We start from the raw sequence: 17,028 nt of genomic DNA, 5'->3' as shown, positions 1-17,028 counted from the left end.
ATACGGGGAGTGGGTTCGGGCCTTCGCTTCGCTCGGCCTGGAGCGCTGGGGCGTTTGCCGTCTTGAAAGCCTCTATCATTGCGGCGGCCCCCTGTTCAGGGGCTGGTGCGTAAGAACACCTGCGTGTAAAGCGGTGCGGCCTCCCCGTGAGCGAGGCCTTGTCACGTCTGAATTGTCGGATCGTGGGTGCATGCCCACGTCCCTGCGGTTACGGGCGGGATGGGGCTACCCGCAAGGGCGTCCGCACGGCTTTGCACGTGTTCTTAACATCCCGTCCACCTGTCTGTGCGTAAGAACACGGGCCGGTGGTTTTGTTCTCTCGCAAAGGAGTACGAAATCATGTACGGCATTTCCATTTCTGCCTTCCCCTCCACCCATCAAGCGCCCCATGCTGGCGCGTCTGCCGTGGGAGGGGTTGCGCCATGAGTACCGCTTCCACAACCCTGACCCAGCCCACGCCGCAGCAGTTGAGCCATGCCGTGACCGAGATCGGCCGGCTGACGCTGCAAGGCAGCAGCGAGGTGTACTCGCTGGGCCAGCTGGCGCTGGCCTGGCTGGAGCGACCCGAGGGCCATCGCAATCTGGAGGTGGTGGCCAATGCGCTGCAGGCCATTTGCGGGGCTGCGCAGCGGATGGAGGAGCTGGTTGAGGACGAGGTGAGCTACGTGCATTGCCTGCAGGAGGATCCGGCGTATCTGCGGCGGATGGCTGCGGCTTCGGCGGCGTTTGAGCGCTGATTCTCTTTGCAAGCCCTGTCGGGCCTTCGCTTCGCTTGGCCCGGCGTTTCAGCCCAGGACGTTCTTCAGCAGCGTCTTTTCCTGCTCCGTGAGGGCGGCGATGCATTCGTCGCCCAGGGCCTGCAGCAGCCGGGTGCTGTCGGCATTGGCGATGTCCAGGCCCAGGCGCTTTTGCTGGGCTGCGGGCTGCGTGAAGTTCAGGCGCAGGTAGCTGCTGGTGCCCAGTTCCTGGCGGGCCGCCTTGACGGCCTGGACTTCCTGGGCGGCCATGACCAGGTCCAGCAGGGGCTTGACCAGGGTCAGCCCGCGCCGGGGCATGGCCACGGGGTCCTGGCCCTGCTGGGGGTTGGCGGTGCCTACGCTGATCATCACGATGTCGGCCGCTGGCCCCCAGAGCTGGCGGGCGGCCTGCAGGGCCAGCAGGTCGGGCGCGTTGGCGGCGAGTCCGCCGTCCACGAAGACATGGCCTGCTGCGGCGTGCGCGGGAAAGTAGGTGGGGGCGGCCGATGAGGCCAGCATGGCGTCCATCAGCGTCAGGCCCAGCCGGTCCCTGTCGGGCAGGGCGCCGCTGGCCAGCAGGTGCAGCTGCGATGAATTCCAGTTCACGGCGGGCAGCAGCAGCGGCACCTGCAGTTGCCCCAGGGCGGACTGCTCCGCTTGCGGCATGGCCTCCTTGATCGCTGCGCGCAGCGGGGCGCTGTCATAGAGCGCCTTGCCCATGGCCTGGCGCAGGCCGGGCAGCCATTTGGAGGGAAAGATGGCGGGGCCGTGGTCCAGCAGCAGTTGCTTGATGCGGGCGGGCTGGCAGCCGCTGGCCAGGGCGGTGGCGATGATGGCGCCGATGGAGGTGCCGGCGAACAGGTCCACTTTCTCCAGCAGGTCGCCGTTGCCGAATTCGCGGTGGATGCGCTCCAGCACATGGGCGCTGAAGAGGCCGCGATAGCCGCCGCCCGACAGGCTCAGGACGACCCGGCGCCGGCGCAGGCCCTGGCGCACCGCGCTGGACAGGGGCGGTACGTCGAAGTCCATCACAGCGCGTGCACGGCAACGCCCCGGGCTGCGGCCTGCGTCAGGTAGAGGTTGGCGGGCTCGGTGTAGCAGACCTTGAGCAGGTCGGCCGTGGCGATGAGCAGCCGCAGGTCCTGCGCCAGGGGCGCCGTGCCCTGCGGGCCCTGGCTGTCCAGCGGCGCGAAGTTGCGCCATTCGATGAAGCGCTCCAGCACCTTGTTGTCCACGCTGGTCAGCATGGAGGCGCCTTCGGCCCGCAGGTTGGCATACAGCGCATCGAGCAGGGAGAACCACTCGTTGCGGTCACGCAGGTCGTGGAATGCCTCGGCCACGGCCGCCTTGGCGATGGCCATGGACAGGTCGCTGACGATGCAGTCCAGCGGCCGGATGGTGGAGAACCACTGCAGGGTCGCTGGCTCCTGGTTCGCCATCCACAGCAGGCAGCGGGGGCCCAGCAGGTAGCGGCTCATGGCGCGCGCCGGGCGGGTACGTCGATATCGCCGCGCGCCCCGGACATCTGCGCAGCGGACAGATCCACGGCCTGGCGCGGCAGCGGCAGGGACCGGCAGATGTCGGCCACCGTGCGGGGGGCGCGTTCGTTGGCGGACAGAGCCACCATGTGCTCCTCGCTGACGATCACGTAGCGCTTGCGGCCCTGGGAGATGAGGGCCACCCCGTCGTGATCGGCCTGTTTGAGCACCGCGCCGTACTGCGCCTTGAAGACCGAGATCGGCATGGGCGTGGTGTTGCGCGGCATGGCCGATCCGACCTGATGGCTCAGGTCCCGCAGGGCGCGGTTCAGCGGGTCGCGTTCGCCCTCGGTCAAGGCAGCGTCGTTGTGGGCGGAGAAATGGGACGGCATGATCGACCTTTCTGGTCAGGTTGTGCTGCCATTGTTGGTCAGGCTGACCAGGGTGTCAATTGTGGCCATGGCAGGCCCCTGCGGCGCCCCCGCAAGGCGCCGGCCCGCACTTGTACCCCGCCGCGTCTGCGCTACACTTGCCCGCTATGTTCATTCATCGCATGTTCATTGCAGGTTGTGGAGACCGGGGAGCCTGGCCCTGGCGCAAGCCTGTCCAACTGAACAGCTGAAGCACCCGGGGCGCGACCCGGCGTGCACCCGAGGCCCTACGGGCCAATTGAATGAATCGGCGCAATCCATACGCAGCCCGCACCCACACCAGGTCTGCCAGCGCCACGCAATCCGGAGCCTTCCCCCGTGATCACCGAACTCGAATTCAAGAGCCTTGCTGCGCAGGGCTACAACCGCATCCCTCTGATGGTCGAGGCGTTTGCGGATCTCGAAACCCCCCTGTCCCTCTACCTCAAGCTGGCCCATGCGGGCGGTGACGGCAAGCACAGCTTTTTGCTGGAGTCCGTGGTGGGCGGCGAGCGCTTCGGGCGCTACAGCTTCATCGGCCTGCCTGCACGCACGCTGCTGCGCGCCAGCGGCTTCGGCGATGCGGCATGCACCGAGGTGGTGACCGATGGCCAGGTGGTGGAGACGGCCAAGGGCAATCCGCTGGATTTCATCGCTGCCTACCAAAAGCGCTTCAAGGTGGCGCTGCGCCCGGGGCTGCCGCGTTTTTGCGGCGGGCTGGCCGGCTACTTCGGCTACGACGCCGTGCGCTACATCGAGAAGAAGCTGGAAGATTCCTGCCCGCCCGATACGCTCAACTGCCCCGACATCCTGCTGCTGCAGTGCGAGGAGGTGGCGGTGATCGACAACCTGTCGGGCAAGCTGTACCTGATCGTCTATGCCAACCCCGGCGAGAGCGAGGCCTATACGCGCGCCAAGAAGCGGCTGCGGCAGTTGAAGGATCTGCTGCGCTACTCGGTCAGCGCGCCGCAGATCAAGGCCGGCGAGAGCCACCCGGCCCAGCGCAGCTTTGCCAAGGAAGACTACCTGGCGGCCGTGGAGAAGGCCAAGGAGCTGATCGCCGCGGGCGACTTCATGCAGGTGCAGGTGGGCCAGCGCATCCACAAGCGCTTCACGGCCAGCCCCTTGAGCCTGTACCGCGCGCTGCGATCGCTCAATCCCAGCCCCTACATGTACTACTACCACCTGGGCGATTTCCATGTGGTGGGCGCCAGCCCCGAGATCCTGGTGCGCCAGGAGAACACGGACGAGGGCCAGAAGGTCACCATCCGCCCGCTGGCCGGCACGCGCCCGCGCGGCGCCACGCCCGAGGCCGACAAGGCCACCGAAAAGGAGCTGGTGGCCGACCCCAAGGAACGCGCCGAGCATGTGATGCTGATCGACCTGGCGCGCAACGACATCGGCCGCATCGCCAAGACGGGCAGCGTGAAGGTGACCGAGGCCTTTGCCGTGGAGCGCTACAGCCACGTGATGCACATCGTCAGCAACGTGGAGGGCATTCTGCGCGACGGCATGGACAACATGGATGTGTTCAAGGCCACCTTCCCGGCCGGCACGCTGACGGGTGCGCCCAAGGTGCATGCCATGGAGATCATCGATCAGCTGGAGCCGACCAAGCGCGGCATCTACGGCGGCGCCTGCGGCTACCTGAGCTTTGCGGGCGACATGGACCTGGCCATTGCCATCCGCACGGGCGTGATCAAGGACGGCACGCTCTATGTGCAGGCCGCCGCCGGCGTGGTGGCCGATTCCGTGCCCGAGATGGAATGGAAAGAGACCGAGCACAAGGCGCGCGCACTGATGCGCGCGGCCGAGCTGGTGGAGGAAGGACTGGAATGAGCACGGACCGCGCCAAGCAGGCCATCGACCTGGTGCAGCACTGCACCGACATGCTGGATGTGCGCCGCAATGTGGATGCGCTGGACGATGTGCTGGTGCCGCTGCTGGTCACGCGCATGGGCTACATGCAGCAGGCCGCGCGCATCAAGGCCGATGCGGCCCAGGTGCGCGACGAGGGCCGCATCGAGGCCATCGTGCGCCGCGTGCGCGAGCGCACGGCCGCCGAGGGCGGCCAGCCCGACATGATGGAGGCGGTGTACCGCCACCTCATGGAGGAATGCATTGCCTACGAGCACCGCGAGTTCGCGCGGCTGCGCGAAGGCGGTGCGCAGGACGATCGTTCCTAGGGCCTGTTCACACTCATGCGGGGATCGCGTTGCCCGGCAGCCAGCGCAGCGCATGGCGCGCCGCCACCCATTCCTCGTTCGTGGGCTCCACGCCCACGGTGACGGCGCTGCCGGTGGCCGAGATCACGGCCGCATCGCGCGCATTGGCCTCGGCGTCCAGCCGCAGGCCCAGAAAGCCCAGGCCCTCGCACACGCGCCGCCGTATCTCGGCGCTGTGCTCGCCCACGCCTGCGGTGAACACCAGCAGGTCCAGGCCGCCCAGCACGGCGACCAGGGCGCCGATCTCGCGCACGATGCGCCGCACGTACAGGGCCAGCGCATCGCGGGCGCGCTCGGCCTGGGCATCGATGCCTGACTCCAGCGGCAGCAGCACGCGCGGCTCGGACGAGGTGCCCGAGACGCCCAGCAGGCCGGACTCGTGGTACAGGATGCGGCCCACTTCCTGCAGGCTGAGCTTTTCGATTTCCATCAGGTAGATCACGGCGCCGGGGTCCAGCGCGCCGGTGCGCGTGCCCATCATCAGGCCATCCAGCGCCGAGAACCCCATGGTCGTCGCCACGCTTTGCAGGCCCTGCATGGCGCACAGGCTGGCGCCGCTGCCCAGGTGGGCCACCAGGGTGCGCCCGCGCGCCAGGTCGCCATGGCGCTCGGGCAGGGCGGTGGCCATGTATTCGTAGGACAGGCCGTGGAAGCCGTAGCGGCGCAGCCCGCGTTCCCAGGCCGCATGCGGCAGGGGCAGCAGTTGCTCGACCTTGGGCAGCGTGTGGTGGAAGGCGGTGTCGAAGCAGGCCACCTGCACCAGTTCGGGCCGCTCGCGCAGCAGGATGTCCATGGCCTCCAGCGCAAAGGGCTGGTGCAGTGGCGCCAGCGGGATGAAGGCCTTGAGGTCGGCCAGCACGCCGGCATCGACGCGCACGGGCTCGAAGTAGCGGCTGCCGCCGTGCACCACGCGGTGGGCGATGGCGGCCACGCGGGCGCCGTCCAGCTGCGCCAGGCGCGCGGTGATGCGCTCGCGGATCAGCTGCAGCGCGGCGCGGTAGGGGTGGGCTGTGTCCAGGGTGATGGCAAAGGGCGGCACGCCGCTCTCGCCGAAGTCGGGCGCGGGCCCGCCTATGCCCTGGACCTTGCCGTTCCACAGCGGCTTGCGCGGCAGCGGGCGCTGGGCACCGTCGAAGACGGCGAACTTGATGCTGGACGAGCCGCAGTTGAGCACCACGACCAGTTCGCGGGCGGGGGAGGATGCGGTGTGGGCAGGGATCATGGCGGCGAGTTCCGGTAGCGGTGGGCCAGCAGCAGGGCGATGGCGCAGGAGGCAATGCGCGAGGCGCGGCTGTCGGCGCGGCTGGTCAGGATCACGGGCACCTTGGCGCCCATGACGATGCCGGCGCTGGCCGCCTCGCCCATGTACATGAGCTGCTTGGCCAGCATGTTGCCGCTTTCCAGGTCGGGCACGACCAGGATGTCGGCCTGGCCCGCCACGGGCGAATCGATGCCCTTGGTGCGCGCGGCGGCCATGGACACGGCGTTGTCGAAGGCCAGCGGCCCGTCGAGCACGCCGCCCGCGATCTGGCCCCGGTCGGCCATCTTGCACAGCGCGGCGGCGTCCAGCGTGGCCGGCATGTGCGGGCTCACGGTCTCCACGGCGGCCAGGATGGCGACCTTGGGCTCGGGCACGCCGATGGCATGGGCCAGGGCGATGGCATTGCGCACGATGTCGGCCTTTTGCTGCAGGTCGGGCGCGAGGTTGATGGCCGCATCGGTCACGATGAAGGGGCGCGGGTAGTGCGGCGTCTGCAGCACGAAGCAGTGGCTGACGCGGCGCTTGGTGCGCAGGCCGGCGGCGGCGGCCACGACCTCGGCCATGAGTTCGTCCGTGTGCAGGCTGCCTTTCATGATGGCCTCGACCTCGCCGCAGGCGGCCAGCTCGGCGCCACGCGTGGCGGCGGCGTGGCTGTGCGGCACGTCCTCGATGCGCAGGCCGCCCAGGTCCAGCCCGTGCTCGGCCGCCACGGCCTCCAGCCGCGCGCGCGGGGCCACCAGCACGGGGTCGATCAGGCCTTCGCGGCGCGCGTCCAGCGCGGCCGAGAGGCTGGTCTCGTCGCAGGGATGGACCACGGCCACGCGGATGGGCGGCAGGCCGGCCACATGGGCCAGCAGGCGCTGCAGGCCGTCGCGTCCACCGGCCTCCAGGCGGATCTCGGGCAGGCTGGTGCGCTGGCGCTCGATGTGGCGCGCAGGCGCATGCACGGTGGCCTGGCCCTCGATCACGGCGGCGCCATGCTGGTTGGTGCAGGCCACGGCCAGCGTGACCTGGCGCTGCTCGGCCTGCTTGGCCAGCACCTCCACGCGCACGGTCAACCGGTCGCCTGCGGCCAGCGGCGCCAGAAAGCGCAGCGTCTGGCCGACCAGGGCGGTGCCGGGGCCGGGCAGGCGCGTGCCCAGCACCGAGGCCAGCAGCATGCCGCCCCACATGCCATGGGCGATCAGGGCCGTGTCGTCATCGTCGGCGCCGGCAACCGTGCCAGCACCGGCACCGGCACCAGCGCCGTCGGCCACGGCCGCGCCCGACAGGGCGGCGAACAGGCGCAGGTCCTGGGTGCTCAGCGTGCGTTCCAGGCTGGCGCTGTCGCCCACGTCCAGCTCGTCGAAGCTGTGGTTGCGCAGCAGGGCCAGGTCTTCGGGCGGCAGGGCCGCATCGGAGGCAGTGGAGAGGTTCATCGCTTCTTTCGGGTACCTGTGTGCGCGCGGCTGGCCGGTGCGCGCGGGGTGGGCCTGGCGGCCGGGGCTTCGGGTGGGGCCGCTTCCTTGGGTGCCTCCCTGGCCTGCGCCACCTCCAGCGCTTGCACGAAATGCGCCATGGCCTGCAGCAGGCGCTGGTGCTCGGCATCGCTGAGGTTGCCGCCCTGGTTGGCCAGTTCGTCCACCGTGGTCATGCCCCAGCGGATGTCGGCCGCCGACGAGACGGCCAGCAACTGGGTGATGGCGGCCATGGCGGCGTCGGGCTCGCGCTGCATCAGCAGGGCCTGGCGGCGCACGATGCGGCGGAACTGCGCCATGTCGGGCGGCACGCCGCCCAGGTGATCCTGCAGCAGCCGCCAGGCGTGGCGGAAGTGGCGCTCATCGGCCTCGCCGCGTGCGCGCAGCACATGGAACAGGGCGCGGATGACGGCCTCGTACAGCCCGCCCTGGGCCACGCTTTCGTGCAGCCGCGCCAGTTCCTGGCACATGTACTGGCAGTGCTCGGGCGATTCGCCCGGGTGCGGGCGCGGCGGGCCGTCGTCCTGGCGGCTTTGGCCGGCCAGGGCCTGCACCAGGGGCGAGCCATAGATGGCGTGGAACAGCCGCGCCTGCATGGCGTCGCGCTGGTCGCGGTAGGTGTCCAGCATATGCACCACGGCCTGCGACATGGCCTGCTGCGCCTTCAGGAAGGGGTTGTCGGGCTCGACGGGGTGGCGGTCCTCGCGCGCCTGCTCGGCGGCCTGGGCCACGGCAGGGGCCAGCGGGTGGGAGTCCGACCAGTATTCATAGCCCACGCGCAGCGGATGCATGGCCTGCAGCCAGCGCGCCGACAACGGCGTGGACAGTGCCTGCACCCAGGGCTGCACGGTGTTGCGGTACAGGGCGAGGTTGATTTCGGAGACGCGGGCGGCGGCGGCAAAGTGGCGCTCGCTTTCGGGGTCGGGCCGGACGATGTCGCGCACCTCGGCCAGGTCGCTGCGGCGGATCTTCATCAGGTAGGCGGCGTCGGTCAGCTCCTGCGGCGGCACGCCGGCGGGGCGGTCGGCGATCTCGGCGCGGTAGATGCCGGCGGGCAGCAGGTCGATGATGTCGATGTGCGCCGCGAACTCGCGGTGCTCCTTGCGGCCCACGGCGCCCGAGACAAAGATGCCCAGGTGGCCGATGCTGTCGTGCGTGGCGAAGACGATGGTCTGGTCGTGGGCGGCAATGTCCTCGTCGTCGCGGTACAGGTCGGTGATCCAGCCCAGGGCCTGGCCCGGCGGCGTGATGTTGTCGCCATGCGAGCAGAACACCACGATGGGCGAGCGGATGTTGCGCAGGTCGATGCGCACGCCGTCCGAGGTCGTCAGCTCGGCCGTGGCCAGCCGGTTGCCGATGAACAGGTTGTCCACGATGTACTGCATCTCGCGGCCTTCCAGGAAGACATGGCCGCCCCAGTACTTCTCGAAGCCCAGGTAGCGCGGCCCCTCGGTGTCCACGTCGGCATAGACCTGGTACTGCTTTTCCCACAGCGTGTTGGCCGGGTTGAGGTTCTCGAAGTTCTGCACCAGCCATGCGCCGTCGAAGCGGCCCGCGCCCAGGTCGCTGGTCAGTGCCGTCACCCAGCTGCCGCCCATGAGGCCGCCGCCGTAGCGCATGGGGTTGTCTCCGGCCCAGTACGACAGCGGCGCGCCGGCCACGATGATGGGCCCGAACAGCTCGGGCCAGACGGCGGCCGTCATGAGGATCTGCCAGCCGGCCTGGCAGTTGCCGATGACGGCGGGCTTGCCCCGGCTCTCGGGGTGAAGCTCGGCGACCTTGCGCACGAATTCGGCCTCGGCGCGCATCACGTCCTCGACGGTCTGGCCGGGCACGGGGTCGGGCAGGAAGCCCACGAAGTAGCAGGGATGGCCGGCCTTGAGGGCGGCGCCGATCTCGCTGTCGGGCTTGAAGCCGCCGATGCCCGGGCCGTGGCCCGCGCGCGGATCGACGACGATGAAGGGGCGCTTGGCCGGGTCGATGACCGTGCCCTCCATGGGCGCGATGCGTGCCAGCCCGTAGTTGACGGGACGCGGCAGCTCCAGGCCCGACATCACGATCTCGGCCTGGAAGCTCAGCACATTGGGCACTTCCTCGGCCAGGTGGGCGCGGTACTGGTTGCCGCGCTGGCGCCGGATGTCGGCATACAGCAGCGTGCGCTGCCAGGCATCGGTGGCGTACTGTGCAGCTGCCTGGGGCAGCTTCAGCGGATCGCCCCACAGTGCCCCCACGTCCACGGTGCCGTGGCTATCGAGGTGCTCGTTCATCTGGCCCACTCCTTTAACGGGCATGTCCTGCCCCCTGCTTGCAGATTGCGTGTGAATGGCCGCCAAACGGCCCCGCGCCTGCGGGACCGTGCGGCTTGTGTCAGCCCCTGGGCTCTTCAGCCGTGGGCGGCAGCGTCCCGGGCCGTTTCGGCGGCAGCCGCTGCAATGGGCTGCTGCGCCGCATGGTCGGGCGGGGTGACGGATGGGGTCACGGACTGGGCCATGGACTGCACGGCCGAGGTCCAGCGCGCCAGCAGGTCGCTCCAGGGCACGGCGGTGTCGGCCGCGCCCTGGGCGCCGCCGCTCAGCGTGGCTGCCACCTGCTGCTGCCAGTCGTGCACGGCCTGCTGCACGCCCTGGGCCAGGGTCATCTGGCTGGCCATGGCGGTCTGGGCCAGGGCCTGGGCATGGCCCATGCGCAGGTGGGCGTGGCGCCAGAAGGCCTGGGCGGGCAGGGTGGCCAGCTCCTGCCAGCTGCTGGTCTGCTGCACGCCCTCGATCTCGTTGCCGGTCTCGGCGATGCGCTCGGGGCCGTTGCGTGCGGCATGCTCCAGCCATTGCTGGCCGCTTTCCTGCAGCAGCCGGCTCAGGTGCAGCTGCAGTTCGAGCTGGGCCTTGAGCAGATGGAGGGGAATGGTCTGTGCGCTCATATGGAACTCCTTGCTGGTTGACGTGGAAAGATGCCTTGGCGGCGGAACGAAACTCAGGCCATCTGGCCGATGGTCTTGCGAAAGCGGGCGAGCGTGAGGGCGAACAGCACGGAGCCGATGGCGGCCAGTGCGAGAAAGGGCTTCCAGACCACGTCCAGCCCCGCTCCGCGGTAGAGGATGGCCTGCGACAGCTCGACAAAGTGGGTGGTCGGCGCGGCCAGCATGATGGTCTGCACCAGCTGCGGCATGCTTTCGCGCGGCGTCATGGCGCCCGACAGCAGCTGCAGCGGCAGCAGCACGAGCACCAGCAGCATGCCGAACTGTGGCATGTTGCGCGCCAGCGTGGCAAGGAAGATCCCCAGCGACGTTGTGGCGAACAGGCACAGCGCGGCCCCTGCCAGGAACAGCGGCTGAGAGCCTTCGATGGGAACGCCCAGGGCGCCGCGCACCACGAGGTTGAGCGAGGCAAAGGCGGTGACCAGCACGACCAGTCCCATGGACCATATCTTGGCCAGCATGATCTCGGTCGGTGTCACCGGCATGACCAGCAGGTGCTCCACCGTGCCGTGCTCGCGCTCGCGGATCAGCGCCGCGCCCGTGAGGATGATGGACAGCATGGTCACGTTGTTGATGATCTGCATCAGCCCGCCGAACCAGACCTTGTCCAGCGCGGGATTGAAGCGCGCGCGCACCACCAGGTCCACGGGCAGGGCGGTGGCGCCCCGAAAGCGCCGCACGAACTCGCTGACCTCGGCCGAGACGATCTGCTGCACATAGCTGTTGCCCGTGAAGGCCTGGCTCATGCGCGTGGCGTCCACGTTCAGCTGCAGCTCGGGCGCGCGGCCCGCCAGCACGTCGCGCTGGAAGTTGGGCGGGATGTTGAGCACGAAGGTGTAGGTGCCCGAGTCCATGCCCGGGTCCATCTGCGTGCGGTCGATCATGGCCGGCGGCGCGAACTGCGGCGGATAGAAGGCGCCCGCGATGCGCTGCGACAGCGGCGAGCCGTCCTCGTCCACGATGGCGATGGGCGCGTTGTGCAGGCTCTCGGGCATGGCCGTGGCCGCCGTGTAGATGGAGACCGTGAACACATAGGCGATGAGCACCAGCAGCACGGGGTCGCGCCACAGGCTCCACAGCTCCTTGACGCCCAGCCGGTAGATGTTGGAGAAAAGGCGGGTGCGCATGTCAGTTCTCCTGCTTTCTGGTCAGCGCAATGGCCAGGCCCAGGATCGCCGGCACGGACAGCAGCAGCGGCCCGAACGAGCCGGCCAGCTCCCGAAAGCCCAGCGCCTTGCTGAACACGCCGCGGCTGATGGCGATCATGTGGCTGGCCGGATAGACCTCGCCGATGGCGCGGCCCACGCCCTCCAGCGAGGACACGGGGTCGACCAGGCCTGCGAACTGCGTGGTGGGGATCAGCGTGCCGATCAGCACCAGGAACATCGAGGCGATCTGGCTGCGCGTCAGCGTGGAGGCCAGCAGGCCGAAGCCCGTGGAGGCGCCGCTGAAGATCAGCGCCGCCAGGGCCAGCGTGGCAAAGCTGCCCGTCACGGGCACGCCGAACAGGGTGACGGCCATCAGGCACATCAGCAGGAAGTTCAGCATGGCCAGCACCACATAGGGCAGTTGCTTGCCCAGCAGGAATTCGGTGCGCGTGACCGGCGTGACGTAGAGGTTGGTGATGGAGCCGCTTTCCTTCTCGCGCACCACGGCCAGCGCCGTCAGCATGGCGGGCAAAAGCAGCAGCAGCAGGGGCATGACGGCCGGCACCATGGCCGGCAGGCTGCGCACGTCGGGGTTGTAGCGAAAGCGCGTCTGGATGTCGATGAGGCCGGCCGGCGCCACGCCCAGGCGCTCGCGCGCCTGCTCGGTCAGCCAGTGCTGGTGGATGCCCTGCAGGTAGCCGCGCACGGTCTCGGCGCGCGTGGGCATGGCGCCGTCGAACCAGGCGCCCACCTGCACGGAGCCGCCGCGCAGCACATCGCGCGCAAAGCCCGGGGGGATCTCGATGGCCAGGGTCAGCTCGCCGCTGCGCATGCGGCGGTCCAGTGCGTCGTAGTCGGTCAGCGGCGGCTGCTCGATGAAGTAGCGCGAGCCCGACAGGCTCATCGCATAGCTGCGGCTGATGGTGGTCTGGTCGCGGTCCAGCACGGCAAAGCGCAGGTCCTCCACGTCCAGGCTGATGCCGTAGCCCATCACGAACATCAGGATCAGCGAGCCCACCAGGGCCAGCGTGGCGCGCACCGGGTCGCGCTGCAGCTCCAGCGCTTCGCGCCAGACATAGCTGAGCATGCGCTGGGCGCTGAAATGGCGGCGGCGCGCAGTGTGCGTTTCCACGGCAGCGGGGGCGGCAGGCGCGGCCGGTTCCTCGGCGGCCGGGGCCTCGCCGCCACCGGCCTCGACCAGGTAGCCGATGAAGGCTTCCTCCAGCGTGGCCGCGCCGCGCTTGGCCACCAGGCGCGCGGGCGTGTCGCTGTCCAGCACCTTGCCCGCATGCATCATGGACATGCGGTCGCAGCGCTCGGCCTCGTTCATGAAGTGGGTGGAGATGAAGATGGTCACGCGGTCGCGCCGCGACAGCTCCACCAGCAGGCGCCAGAAGCCGTCGCGCGCCACGGGGTCCACGCCCGAGGTGGGCTCGTCCAGGATGAGCAGCTCGGGCTTGTGCACCATGGCCACGGCCAGCGACAGGCGCTGGCGCATGCCCAGCGGCAGGGCGGCCGGCAGGCTGTGCTGCGCGGCCTGCAGGTCAAAGCGCTGCAGCATCTCGGACACGCGCGCGGGAATGTCCGCCTCTGGCACGCCGAACAGGCGCGCATGCAGCACCAGGTTCTGGTGCACGGTCAGCTCGCCGTACAGCGAGAACGCCTGGGTCATGTAGCCCACGCGGCGGCGCGTGTCGATGTCGCGCGGGTCCACGGGCTGGCCGAACAGCCAGGCCTGGCCCTCGCTGGCCGGCAGCAGGCCGGTCAGCATCTTCATGGTGGTGCTCTTGCCGCAGCCGTTGGAGCCCAGGAAGCCGAAGATCTCGCCGCGGCGGATGCGGAAGGACACATGGTCCACGGCGACGAAGTCGCCAAATCGCATGGTCAGGTCCCTGGCCTCGATGGCGATGTCGTCCTCGCCACCCTCGGGCAGGGGTGCAATGGTGACGGGCGCATGGCCGCGCTTTTTCTCTTCGGGCAGCAGGGCGATGAAGGCCTCTTCCAGCGAGCGGCTGTCCGTGCGCTGCAGCAGCTCGGCCGGCGTGCCCGTGGCCAGCACGCGGCCCTCGTCCATGGCCACCAGCCAGTCGAAGCGCTGGGCCTCGTCCATGTAGGCCGTGGCCACCAGCACGCTCATGCCGGGGCGCTGGCGGCGGATGCGCGCGATCAGGTCCCAGAACTGGGCGCGCGCCAGCGGGTCCACGCCCGTGGTGGGCTCGTCAAGAATGAGCAGGTCGGGGTCGTGGATCAGCGCGCAGCACAGGCCCAGCTTCTGCTTCATGCCGCCCGACAGCTTGCCGGCCGGCCGCTCCAGGAATTTGCGCAGGCCCGTGGCCTGGGTGAGATCGTCGATGCGCCGGCGCCGCTCGGCCGCGTCATGGCCGAACAGGCGCGCGAAGAACTGCAGGTTCTCCTCCACCGACAGCGTGGGATAGAGGTTGCGCCCCAGGCCCTGCGGCATGTAGGCCACGCGCGGGCAGACGGCCTCGCGGTGCCGGCGCTGGGCCATGTCGCCGCCCAGCACCTCGACGCTGCCTTCCTGGATCTTGCGCGCCCCGGAGATCAGCGCCATGAGGCTGGACTTGCCCACGCCGTCCGGCCCGATCAGGCCGACCATGCGGCCTTCGGGAATGTCCAGATCTATGCCCGCCAGCGCCTCGACCTGGCCATAGCGCTGGTGCACGCCCTTCAGGCGCACGACCCAGCCGCTGGCGTGGGGCGTCGTGCTCTCGCTCATTGCGCGGGCTGGGCTGGCAGCTTGATGGCCAGGTTGGCGGGCCACTCATGGCTGGCATCGGTGCGCAGCCAGGCCATGCCGGGCACGCCGGTCTTGACCTGTTCCAGATGGCGGCGCAGCAGCTCCGGCGGGATCTGGGCGCGCACGCGGAACATCAGCTTCTGGCGCTCGCTGGCGGTCTCCACGGTCTTGGGCGTGAACTGGGCCTGGCTGGCGACGAAGGAGACGCGGGCCGGGATCACGTACTCGGGCGCGGCGTCCAGCACCAGGCGCACCTCGCTGCCCAGGGCGATGCGGCCGGCGGCGGTCTCGGGCACGAAGAAGGTCATGTAGACATCGGACAGGTCCAGCAGGTTGAGCACGCGCCCGCCTGCGCTCAGCACCTCGCCGGGCTGGGCCACGCGCAGCTGCACGCGGCCGTCGCGCGGGGCCTTGAGCACGCCGTCGTCGATGTCGGCCTGCACGCGCGCCACCGTGGCCGTGGCCGCCTGCACCTGGGAGCGCACGCCGACCACCTGGGCCTCGGCCGCCTTCACGGCGGCCTGGGCGGCGGCGGCCTGGGCGCGCGTGGCGGCCAGCGCCGCCTCGCTGCCGCGCACGCGGGCGCGGTCGTCATCGAGCTCCTGAACCGAAGAGGCACCCTCGCGCGCCAGCGTTTCCGAGCGCTTGAAGCGGCGCTGCGCAGCGTCCACCTCGGTCTCGCGCTGCACGATCAGGGCCTGGGCGGCGGCCAGGTCGCTGCGGCGCAGGGTGACCTGGGCCTCGGCCGCGGCCACGCTGTGCTCGGCCTGCTGGCGCATGGCGTCGGCTTCCTGGCGCTGGGCGCGCAGGGTGTCGATCTGCATGCGCGCCACGGGCTGGCCGGCCTGCACGAAGTCGCCCTCGCGCACCAGGATTTCCTCCACGCGGCCGGGCAGCTTGGTGGAGATGTCGATCTCGGTGGCCTCGACCCGGCCGTTGCTGCCGACGAAGCCCTCGCCCGGGCCCTTGGGCGTGAAGGTCTTCCAGGCCCACCAGGCCACGAGGGCCAGGACCGCCACGGCGGCGATCGGCACGATCTTGTTCTTCAGAGAGGTGTTCTTGTCCATGGGCGGGTCCGGAGGCTTCAGGAATTCGGGGGATCGGCAGGCGTGGCCGGCACGGTGGCGGGCAGCGCGGCAGGTTCGGCGCCGCTGCCGCCGCCCAGGGCGGCATACAGGCCCACCTGGCTGGACAGCAGGGCGCGCCGCGCCTGCACCAGTTGCTGGCGTGCGGCCAGCAGGTCGCGCTGGGCGTCCAGCACCTCCAGGTAGGCGGCCGAGCCGTTGTCGTAGCGCAGCTGCGCCAGCCGCGCGCGCTCGGCCTGGGCCTGCACGGCGGTGCGCTGCACGGTGATCTGTTCGGACAGCCAGCGGCGTGCGGCCAGGCCGTCGGCCACCTCGCGGAAGGCGGTCTGGATGGCTTTCTCGTACTGGGCCACGGCCATGTCGCTGCGGATCTCGCCCAGCTCCAGGTTGGCGCGGCGCCGGCCGCCGTCGAAGATGGGCAGGGACACCGTGGGCACGAAGGCCCAGGCGCGGCTGCCGCCGTCGAACAGGCCGTCGAGTTCGGCGCTGGCCGTGCCCCAGCGGGCCGTGAGCGCAATGCGCGGGAAGAAGGCGGCGCGCGCCGCGCCGATCTGGGCCCGGGCCGCGCGCAGCTGGTGCTCGGCCGCGGCAATGTCGGGCCGCGCCGTGAGCAGTTCCGAGGGCAGGCCCGGCCGCAGCTCGGCCAGCACCAGGGCGTCGTCAAAGGGTGCGGCGGCGGGCAGCGGGCCCGGGTGGGCGCCGACCAGCTGGGCCAGGGCGTGCAGCTGCTGCGCGCGTGCCAGCTCCAGCTGGGCCAGCAGGGCCTGCGCCTGGGTCAGCAGGGTCTGGACCTGGGCCAGCTGCAGGCGCGAGCTGGCGCCCACGGCCTCGCGGCGCGTGAAGATGCGAAAGGATTCCTGGCGCGTGGCCAGCGTCTCGCGCGCAATGGCCACGCGCTCGTCCAGCTCGCGCAGGCCCAGGTAGCCGTCGGCCACCTGGGCGATCAGCGCGGTCTGCACGGCGTGGCGGCCCGCATCGCTGGCCAGCCAGGTCTGCAGGGCCGCGTCCTTGAGGCTGCGCACGCGGCCCCACAGGTCCAGCTCCCAGCTGCTGAAGCCGACCTCGGCGCGGTACTCGCCGCTGACCACGGAGCGGCCCGAGAGGTTGAGGTCGCCCGGCACGCGCGCCCGTGCGGCCTGGCCGCCCACGCCAATGGCCGGGAACAGCTCGGAGCGCTGGATCTGGAAGGCCGCGCGCGCCTCTTCGGCGCGCAGCGCGGCCACGCGCAGGTCGCGGTTGTGCTCCAGCGCGGTGGCGATGAGCTGGCGCAGCACGGGGTCGGTGAAGTAGTCGCGCCAGGGCAGGCCGGCGGCGGCGACACCCTGGGCGCCCGCCTGCAGATGGGCAGGCCAGGCCTCGGGCGTGGGCAGGGGCGGCGGCTCGTGCGGCGGCGCCAGGGAGGCACATCCCGCCAGGGCGGCGGCCAGTGCGGCTGCCAGCGCGGCGGCGGCGGTTCGGGGGAATGGGAGGGTCATCTGCAGTGCTGCGGGGCGCC

The 17,028-nt window shown here is 70.3% G+C and carries 14 protein-coding genes; 3 read left to right on the top strand and 11 right to left on the bottom strand.

The genetic code is table 11. The annotated features are described in order from the left end of the window. Positions 1-422 precede the first annotated feature (422 nt). Positions 423-737, top strand: coding sequence for a hypothetical protein (locus G4D77_RS15230; RefSeq protein WP_034389625.1), 315 nt, complete (start codon positions 423-425; stop codon positions 735-737). 48 nt (positions 738-785) lie between these two features. Here G4D77_RS15230 and G4D77_RS15225 read toward each other — a convergent pair whose 3' ends face one another. The 3 genes from G4D77_RS15225 to G4D77_RS15215 are packed head-to-tail and all read right to left on the bottom strand — an operon-like array spanning position 786 to position 2,607. Next, the gene (locus tag G4D77_RS15225) at positions 786-1,766 is read right to left on the bottom strand and encodes a CBASS cGAMP-activated phospholipase (protein WP_154836238.1); all 981 of its coding nucleotides are present in this window, start codon (positions 1,764-1,766) and stop codon (positions 786-788) included. After that, positions 1,766-2,215 (bottom strand): hypothetical protein, encoded by a 450-nt coding sequence (locus G4D77_RS15220; RefSeq protein WP_016449524.1) that lies wholly within the window; start codon positions 2,213-2,215, stop codon positions 1,766-1,768. The genes G4D77_RS15225 and G4D77_RS15220 overlap by 1 nt, the downstream gene beginning before the upstream one ends. Then, positions 2,212-2,607, bottom strand: a complete 396-nt coding sequence (locus G4D77_RS15215; RefSeq protein ID WP_154836236.1) for a hypothetical protein — start codon at positions 2,605-2,607, stop codon at positions 2,212-2,214. Before G4D77_RS15215 ends, G4D77_RS15220 begins: the two co-directional genes overlap by 4 nt. 357 nt (positions 2,608-2,964) lie before the next feature. On the opposite strand from G4D77_RS15215, the gene trpE reads away from it, so the two are divergent. After that, positions 2,965-4,464 carry an anthranilate synthase component I gene (trpE, locus tag G4D77_RS15210; RefSeq protein ID WP_016449525.1) on the top strand — a complete coding sequence of 500 codons (1,500 nt, stop codon included), beginning with the start codon at positions 2,965-2,967 and terminating at the stop codon, positions 4,462-4,464. Next, positions 4,461-4,811: a chorismate mutase gene (locus tag G4D77_RS15205; protein WP_016449526.1), complete on the top strand. Its 351-nt coding sequence runs from the start codon at positions 4,461-4,463 to the stop codon at positions 4,809-4,811. Before trpE ends, G4D77_RS15205 begins: the two co-directional genes overlap by 4 nt. Before the next feature lie 13 nt (positions 4,812-4,824). Here the strand turns inward: G4D77_RS15205 and G4D77_RS15200 are convergent, their stop codons facing one another. From G4D77_RS15200 to G4D77_RS15165, 8 genes are all read right to left on the bottom strand, one after another. Continuing rightward, complete coding sequence (locus G4D77_RS15200; RefSeq protein ID WP_047219035.1) at positions 4,825-6,072, bottom strand: acetate/propionate family kinase; 1,248 nt, start codon at positions 6,070-6,072, stop codon at positions 4,825-4,827. Continuing rightward, entirely contained in the window at positions 6,069-7,529 is a 1,461-nt protein-coding gene (locus tag G4D77_RS15195; RefSeq protein ID WP_154836234.1) for a bifunctional enoyl-CoA hydratase/phosphate acetyltransferase, read from the bottom strand. The genes G4D77_RS15200 and G4D77_RS15195 overlap by 4 nt, the downstream gene beginning before the upstream one ends. Beyond that, the gene (locus G4D77_RS15190) at positions 7,526-9,835 is read right to left on the bottom strand and encodes a DUF3141 domain-containing protein (RefSeq protein WP_154836232.1); all 2,310 of its coding nucleotides are present in this window, start codon (positions 9,833-9,835) and stop codon (positions 7,526-7,528) included. Before G4D77_RS15190 ends, G4D77_RS15195 begins: the two co-directional genes overlap by 4 nt. 116 nt (positions 9,836-9,951) lie before the next feature. Further along, entirely contained in the window at positions 9,952-10,485 is a 534-nt protein-coding gene (locus G4D77_RS15185; RefSeq protein ID WP_016453976.1) for a hypothetical protein, read from the bottom strand. Between the two features lie 53 nt (positions 10,486-10,538). Next, entirely contained in the window at positions 10,539-11,669 is a 1,131-nt protein-coding gene (locus G4D77_RS15180) for an ABC transporter permease (RefSeq protein WP_017405871.1), read from the bottom strand. A gap of 1 nt (position 11,670) precedes the next feature. Continuing rightward, the gene (gene rbbA / locus G4D77_RS15175; protein WP_132766373.1) at positions 11,671-14,427 is read right to left on the bottom strand and encodes a ribosome-associated ATPase/putative transporter RbbA; all 2,757 of its coding nucleotides are present in this window, start codon (positions 14,425-14,427) and stop codon (positions 11,671-11,673) included. Beyond that, positions 14,424-15,515, bottom strand: coding sequence for an HlyD family secretion protein (locus G4D77_RS15170; protein WP_154836230.1), 1,092 nt, complete (start codon positions 15,513-15,515; stop codon positions 14,424-14,426). The genes rbbA and G4D77_RS15170 overlap by 4 nt, the downstream gene beginning before the upstream one ends. Positions 15,516-15,532: 17 nt before the next feature. Then, on the bottom strand, positions 15,533-17,008 hold the full coding sequence (locus G4D77_RS15165) for an efflux transporter outer membrane subunit (RefSeq protein WP_046987832.1): 1,476 nt from the start codon (positions 17,006-17,008) through the stop codon (positions 15,533-15,535). Positions 17,009-17,028: the final 20 nt, after the last annotated feature.

The organism is Delftia sp. WY8 (assembly GCF_018437695.1).
GTDB classification, from domain to species: domain Bacteria; phylum Pseudomonadota; class Gammaproteobacteria; order Burkholderiales; family Burkholderiaceae_C; genus Comamonas; species Comamonas tsuruhatensis.
Note: the sequence above shows the minus strand (reverse complement) of the source record. Positions and strands in the feature narration are given on the sequence as shown.